This window comes from Robiginitalea sp. (assembly GCF_049588695.1).
Taxonomy (GTDB): domain Bacteria; phylum Bacteroidota; class Bacteroidia; order Flavobacteriales; family Flavobacteriaceae; genus Robiginitalea.
The window spans coordinates 1-5,179 of sequence record NZ_JBAVZJ010000228.1; the positions used below are offsets into that span (position 1 = coordinate 1).

A 5,179-nucleotide genomic window follows, 5' to 3' on the forward strand; every position below is an offset into this window, starting at 1 on the left:
ACCGCTGGAGTGATTCCCGATAAAACGAACCGGGTCGATAGCCTCATAGGTGGGTCCGGCTGTAATTAGAACTTTTTTTCCTAAAAAGGGTTTCCCTGCCCGCAAGGCGGTCTGCAGATGAGCTACAATAGTCTCTGGTTCTGCCATCCGTCCTTCCCCGAGCAAACCACTTGCCAGTTCTCCGGACTCCGCGGGGATAATACTATTCCCATAGCCCTGAAGCGTTTTCAGCGACTTTTGTGTGGAAGGGTGCTTGTACATGTCAAGATCCATGGCCGGGGCCACAAACACAGGACATTTGGCAGACAGGTAGCAGGCCAGCAGCAGATTGTCACAGGCTCCGGAAGCCATCATGGAAAGGGTATTGGCCGTCGCTGGTGCGATAAGCATAATATCCGCCCACAACCCCAAATCCACGTGGTTATTCCAATTTACGGACCCGTCTTCGTCCCGCACAAAACTGGAAAGCACTTCATTCCTGGAAAGGGTGGCCAGGGTAAGGGGACTGACAAAATCAGCCGAAGCCGGGGTCATCACAATGCGAACCTCGGCTCCGGCCTTAATGAGTAATCGGGTGAGAAATGTAGTCTTATAAGCAGCAATACCCCCGGTAATGCCCAAAAGGATGCGCTTGGAACCCAACATCTTATTCCGGATCTTTCTCCGTATTCCTGTAATAAATCTTGTCCTCAAGCCATTCCTGAATGGCAAGGGCATGAGGTTTTGGAAGTTTTTCGTAAAATTTGGAAACCTCGATTTGCTCCTTATTTTCAAAAACTTCTTCAAGGCTGTCGCTGTAGGTCGCGAACTCCTCTAGTTTCTCCAATAATTCCTTTTTGATATCGGCATTAATCTGGGAAGCGCGCTTGGCAACTATTGAGATGGACTCGTATATATTGTCCGTCTTGTCGTCAAACTCGAGTCGGTTAATGGTTACCGTGGTTATCGGAGCCTGTGAATTTTTCAGATCGTTCATATTCATTTTGCCAGATTTTCTAATTCGGTGTATTTATTAAGTTCTTCCTGAATATCCTCAAGTAATTTCTCCGCATCTTTTGCGAACTCCGTCTCTGGATAATCCTTCATCAGGTTATTATAAGCTTCAAGGGCTTCATCGAGACGCTCTTTCCGCTTCCTGAAGGTACTGTTAATAGCCAGGTTTGAAGACGCGCGGAATTTTTGGAACAGGGCTTCTTCCCGGTACACTGAGCCCGGATAGTCGTTTACAAAATTATCGAGGGCCGCAATGCCCGAAAGGTTGTAATCCAAAACAAAATACTCTCCCAGCTTTACGAACTGCTTTGCAATCTCGAACGCCTTTTGTTCTTTTTTGGTGGTCAGTTCCCTGGCCATTGCATTCGCCTCGACGGTAAACTCAGATTCGGGATATGAATTTATAAATAACTGCAGTTTGGTCAGGGCCTTATCCGTATCTGTCTGATCCAGGGAGTACTTCGGGGAAAGCATATAGTAACTCTTAGCCCCTAAATAAGCCGCTTCAGGGGCTTTTTCACTTCTGGGGTAGGATTTTAAAAAACGCTCAAACTGGTACCCGGCAAAATTATAGTCCCCAATTTCAAAGTAACTGTTGGCAAAAAAGAACATCACCCGTTCGCCCTGGGGCTTACCGACAAACTGAGGAGCTATCTGTTCAAAGAGCCGATTTGCTCTCTTGAAATCTCCTTCTTCGTAAAGCTTTTGGGCGTATTCGTATTTTCTTGTAATGTCTGTATCCTTTAAAACTTTCTGGTATTCACTACAGGATAGGAAACCTAAAGAAAGGAGGAAGACTAGAGTGTATCGGGCTATTTTCCAAAACATTGGGCAAAAGTAGGTATAATTAACGGAATATGAAATCGGAATTCCTCCGGCAATATATCCCCATAAGGTGACAGGTGAGGTATTTTTGAACAAACTTTAACTAAGCTTATTGCAGCAGACCCTGATGTTTTATAAAACTTTCAATCTGCCGGCTTAAATTCGATGTGGGGGCCACCAGGGGTAATCGCACATAAGAAGAACACAAGCCACGTACTTCCAGCAACCCCTTAATTCCCGCCGGGTTCCCTTCTTGAAATATAAGTTCCACAAGGGGTGCTATCTGGTTGTGGATTTCCATAGCCTTATCCCCTTTACCCTTTCGGGCCAGATCGATCATACGTGAGAAAACCACGGGTATACCCTGTCCGAGGACGGAGATTACACCTGCCCCCCCATGCAGTATGCAGGGCACTGCAGTAAGGTCGTCACCGGAAATAACCAAAAATTCATCAGGAGCCTTTGAGAGGATGTCCTGAATCTGATGCAGATCCCCACTCGACTCTTTAATACCTATAATATTTGGGCAGGCATTGGCGAGTCTTAGAACCGTTTCGGGGAGCACATTGCTCCCGGTACGCGATGGTACATTATAAAGGATCAAAGGTAGTGGACTCTTTGAGGCCAGGGTTTCAAAATGCCTGAAGATCCCCTCCTGGGTGGGCCTGTTATAGTATGGGGAAACCGACAGGATCGCAGAATACCCGCGAAGGTCGGTGTTCTTAAAGTCTTCGAGGACGGCATTTGTGGAATTACCCCCTATTCCGGCTACCAGGGGTACCTGCCCTCCTGCAGAACGCGCCACGCACCGCAATATGTTATCCTTCTCTTCTCTGCTCAGGGTGGCAGATTCCCCCGTAGTTCCCAAAACAACGAGATAGTCCACCCCACCCTCAATGACATACGCTACCAAACGCTCGAGTGCTGTAAAGTCCACGCCCAGATCAGCAGTAAAAGGAGTAATCAGGGCAACTCCTGTACCCACTATCTTTTCCCTCATGCGATTTGCTTCAATAACTTTAAGTATTTTTTTAATTCCTTTCTAAAGGTATCAAAATCCGAAATCGGGCTCTCCAGAATGATGTCATTATACACCACATCTATCCCGGAAAAGCCAATTCGCAAAGCTGCACGTGTTTTGATACTCATAAGGTGTAAAAGCAGGCGGGGCTGATCAAAATAATTGATCAGTAAATCGTAGTCCCGGCTGAGGAATTCCAGGGCATAGCTGTTTTCAACAGCCCCTTTCCAGCCCAGATCCTTATCTGAAAAAACCGGGGTGGCATAGGGAGAATTTTTATCGTAGTATTCCCTGTAACCAATGATTTTAACGGTATTGGATTTCAGACCCAGATCTTCGACCAGTTCGTAAAAGCGATCGTCTTCTTTAAACGATTCGAGGTCCGCGATAATACCCAGGGACTGAATCCCGGGTTTACGCTCCAGGGCCACCGGAGCACGTTTTAATTCCTGATGAAGGAATTTTGTTCCGGATTTGTGCTTAAATTTGTCCTTTAACCCTTTAAAAACCATGGTCCGTTCAGGTTTAAAACAAAGGTAATTGAATTCCCGCCAATAGAAAGACCGCGTATCCCGGATGAAGCGATTATTTTTTAAACTTTTTATCACAGCCTGCCTTCTTTCGGGTTTTGCGGGATGTAAACAGGGACATCAACCCCGGGCAATACCGCAAGCTATTCAAATTCGCATCGATAGCTCTTTACATCCGGCGGACTCCATAGACGCCTTTATTCAGCCGTACCGTTCCCGTCTGAATGCCGTTTTGGATACCCCGTTGTCTTTTGCCCCAAACCACATTACCAAAACAGACGGACAATGGAACACCCCTTTGGGAAACCTCATGGCCGACCTGATGCTGGATCGCGCCAATGCCGTTGCCCGAATGCGGGGCGATAAAAAGGTGGATTTAGCCCTGCATAATTTCGGAGGTATGCGCAGCTCTATCTCTAAAGGTCCGGTTTCAGAGCGGAACGCATACGAGGTTATGCCTTTTGAAAACAGACTTGTCGTAGTGGGGATGCCTGGACGGGCGATAAAAAAAATGGTTGGATTCCTGACCACTGCTTCCCGTCCGCATCCGGTATCGGGAATAGAGATCGTGCTGGAAGCGGACGGAAGTTTAAAGTCGACCAGGATTCAGGGGCAGCCTATAGATGACGAGCGCATATACTACGTAGCCACCTCAGATTACCTTATGGGGGGCGGGGATCGTATGGATTTTTTTAAAGAAAGGGTGAGTATTTCAGATACGGGGTATAAAATACGGAATGCCATGGTGGACTATTTCAAGGCCATTGATACCTTAAAAGCTGGAATCGACAACCGCTTTATTCAACTCGACACGCTGTGAAACGACGAAAATTCATCAAAACAGGAGCTCTGGGAGGGACTGCCCTGGGATTAGGGGGGCTGGCCCTGCAATCCTGTAGCCCGGAGCCCCTGCGACGTATTACTATCCTGCACACCAACGATGTTCACAGCCATATCGACCCTTTCCCACCTTCCCACCCCACCTTTGCCAATCTTGGCGGGGCTGCACGACGGGCCGCTTTAATTGAATCAATCCGACAAGAAAATCCGGATACCCTGCTACTGGACGCCGGCGATATTTTCCAGGGCACTCCTTATTTTAATTTTTACGGAGGGGAACTCGAATTTCGATTGATGAACCGCATGGGATATCAGGCTGCCACCCTTGGCAATCACGACTTTGACAATGGCCTTGGCGGGCTGCTGGCACAATTGCCCAACGCCTCTTTTTCATTTCTATCCGCCAATTACAATTTTGAGAATACCCTCCTCGAAGGCCGGGTAGAGCCTTACGAAGTTTTTGTCCGGAATGGGGTGCGTATCGGTGTTTTTGGACTTGGTATTCAACTCCAGGGGCTGGTCTTAAAAGAACTCTATGGCGAAACAAAGTACCTGGACCCTGTCGAAATCGCCCGTGACGTGTCGCGTATGCTGAAGGAAGAAGAATATTGCGACCTGATAATTTGTCTATCTCACCTGGGACATCGCTACGAAAACCCGGACCGCGTAAGCGATCAGGTGCTCGCCGCTTCTACTGAAAACATAGACCTGATCATTGGAGGTCATACTCACACCTTTATGGAGCAGGCAGAAGAGACCCTGAATCGCGCAGGCCAAACCGTACTCATCCAGCAAGTGGGGTGCTATGGGGTGCGTCTGGGCCGGGTGGACTTTGAAGTGTCCGCCTCAGGTGGGATTGGCAGGACTGCCAGTACAGCTTTAATCGTATAAACATAGTGTATACCAAGGATTGGAGGTTGCCCTGTGTGGTAGCTACCTGATTCACCCCACCTGTTTCCCAACTTACTCC

Annotated in this window: 7 protein-coding genes; 2 read left to right on the top strand and 5 right to left on the bottom strand. The window is 47.8% G+C overall.

Going from position 1 to position 5,179, the window contains the following annotated elements:
- The 5 genes from coaBC to WBV75_RS05545 all read right to left on the bottom strand — a co-directional run.
- A partial coding sequence (coaBC, locus tag WBV75_RS05525; RefSeq protein WP_424119648.1) for a bifunctional phosphopantothenoylcysteine decarboxylase/phosphopantothenate--cysteine ligase CoaBC occupies positions 1–645 on the bottom strand: 645 nt, incomplete at its 3' end.
- Position 646: 1 nt separating this feature from the next.
- Complete coding sequence (locus WBV75_RS05530; RefSeq protein ID WP_289725307.1) at positions 647–982, bottom strand: DNA-directed RNA polymerase subunit omega; 336 nt, start codon at positions 980–982, stop codon at positions 647–649.
- A complete protein-coding gene (locus tag WBV75_RS05535) occupies positions 979–1,821 on the bottom strand; it encodes an outer membrane protein assembly factor BamD (protein ID WP_424119649.1) in 843 nt (280 codons plus the stop codon). Before WBV75_RS05535 ends, WBV75_RS05530 begins: the two co-directional genes overlap by 4 nt.
- 106 nt (positions 1,822–1,927) lie before the next feature.
- On the bottom strand, positions 1,928–2,818 hold the full coding sequence (dapA, locus tag WBV75_RS05540; protein WP_424119650.1) for a 4-hydroxy-tetrahydrodipicolinate synthase: 891 nt from the start codon (positions 2,816–2,818) through the stop codon (positions 1,928–1,930).
- Positions 2,815–3,351 (bottom strand): DUF6913 domain-containing protein, encoded by a 537-nt coding sequence (locus WBV75_RS05545; protein WP_424119651.1) that lies wholly within the window; start codon positions 3,349–3,351, stop codon positions 2,815–2,817. The genes dapA and WBV75_RS05545 overlap by 4 nt, the downstream gene beginning before the upstream one ends.
- Positions 3,352–3,415: 64 nt before the next feature.
- Between WBV75_RS05545 and WBV75_RS05550 the strand changes: the two genes are divergently transcribed.
- Positions 3,416–4,189 carry a 5'-nucleotidase C-terminal domain-containing protein gene (locus tag WBV75_RS05550; protein WP_424119652.1) on the top strand — a complete coding sequence of 258 codons (774 nt, stop codon included), beginning with the start codon at positions 3,416–3,418 and terminating at the stop codon, positions 4,187–4,189.
- Positions 4,186–5,100 (top strand): bifunctional metallophosphatase/5'-nucleotidase, encoded by a 915-nt coding sequence (locus WBV75_RS05555; RefSeq protein WP_424119653.1) that lies wholly within the window; start codon positions 4,186–4,188, stop codon positions 5,098–5,100. Before WBV75_RS05550 ends, WBV75_RS05555 begins: the two co-directional genes overlap by 4 nt.
- The last annotated feature ends 79 nt before the right edge of the window (positions 5,101–5,179 follow it).

Bases quoted from the DNA above. Each gene is read 5' to 3' on its own strand.
- WBV75_RS05530 (WP_289725307.1), bottom strand. From the start codon at position 982: ATGAATATGAACGATCTGAAAAATTCACAGGCTCCGATAACCACGGTA.
- WBV75_RS05535 (WP_424119649.1), bottom strand. From the start codon at position 1,821: ATGTTTTGGAAAATAGCCCGATACACTCTAGTCTTCCTCCTTTCTTTA.
- dapA (WP_424119650.1), bottom strand. From the start codon at position 2,818: ATGAGGGAAAAGATAGTGGGTACAGGAGTTGCCCTGATTACTCCTTTT.
- WBV75_RS05545 (WP_424119651.1), bottom strand. From the start codon at position 3,351: ATGGTTTTTAAAGGGTTAAAGGACAAATTTAAGCACAAATCCGGAACA.
- WBV75_RS05550 (WP_424119652.1), top strand. From the start codon at position 3,416: ATGAAGCGATTATTTTTTAAACTTTTTATCACAGCCTGCCTTCTTTCG.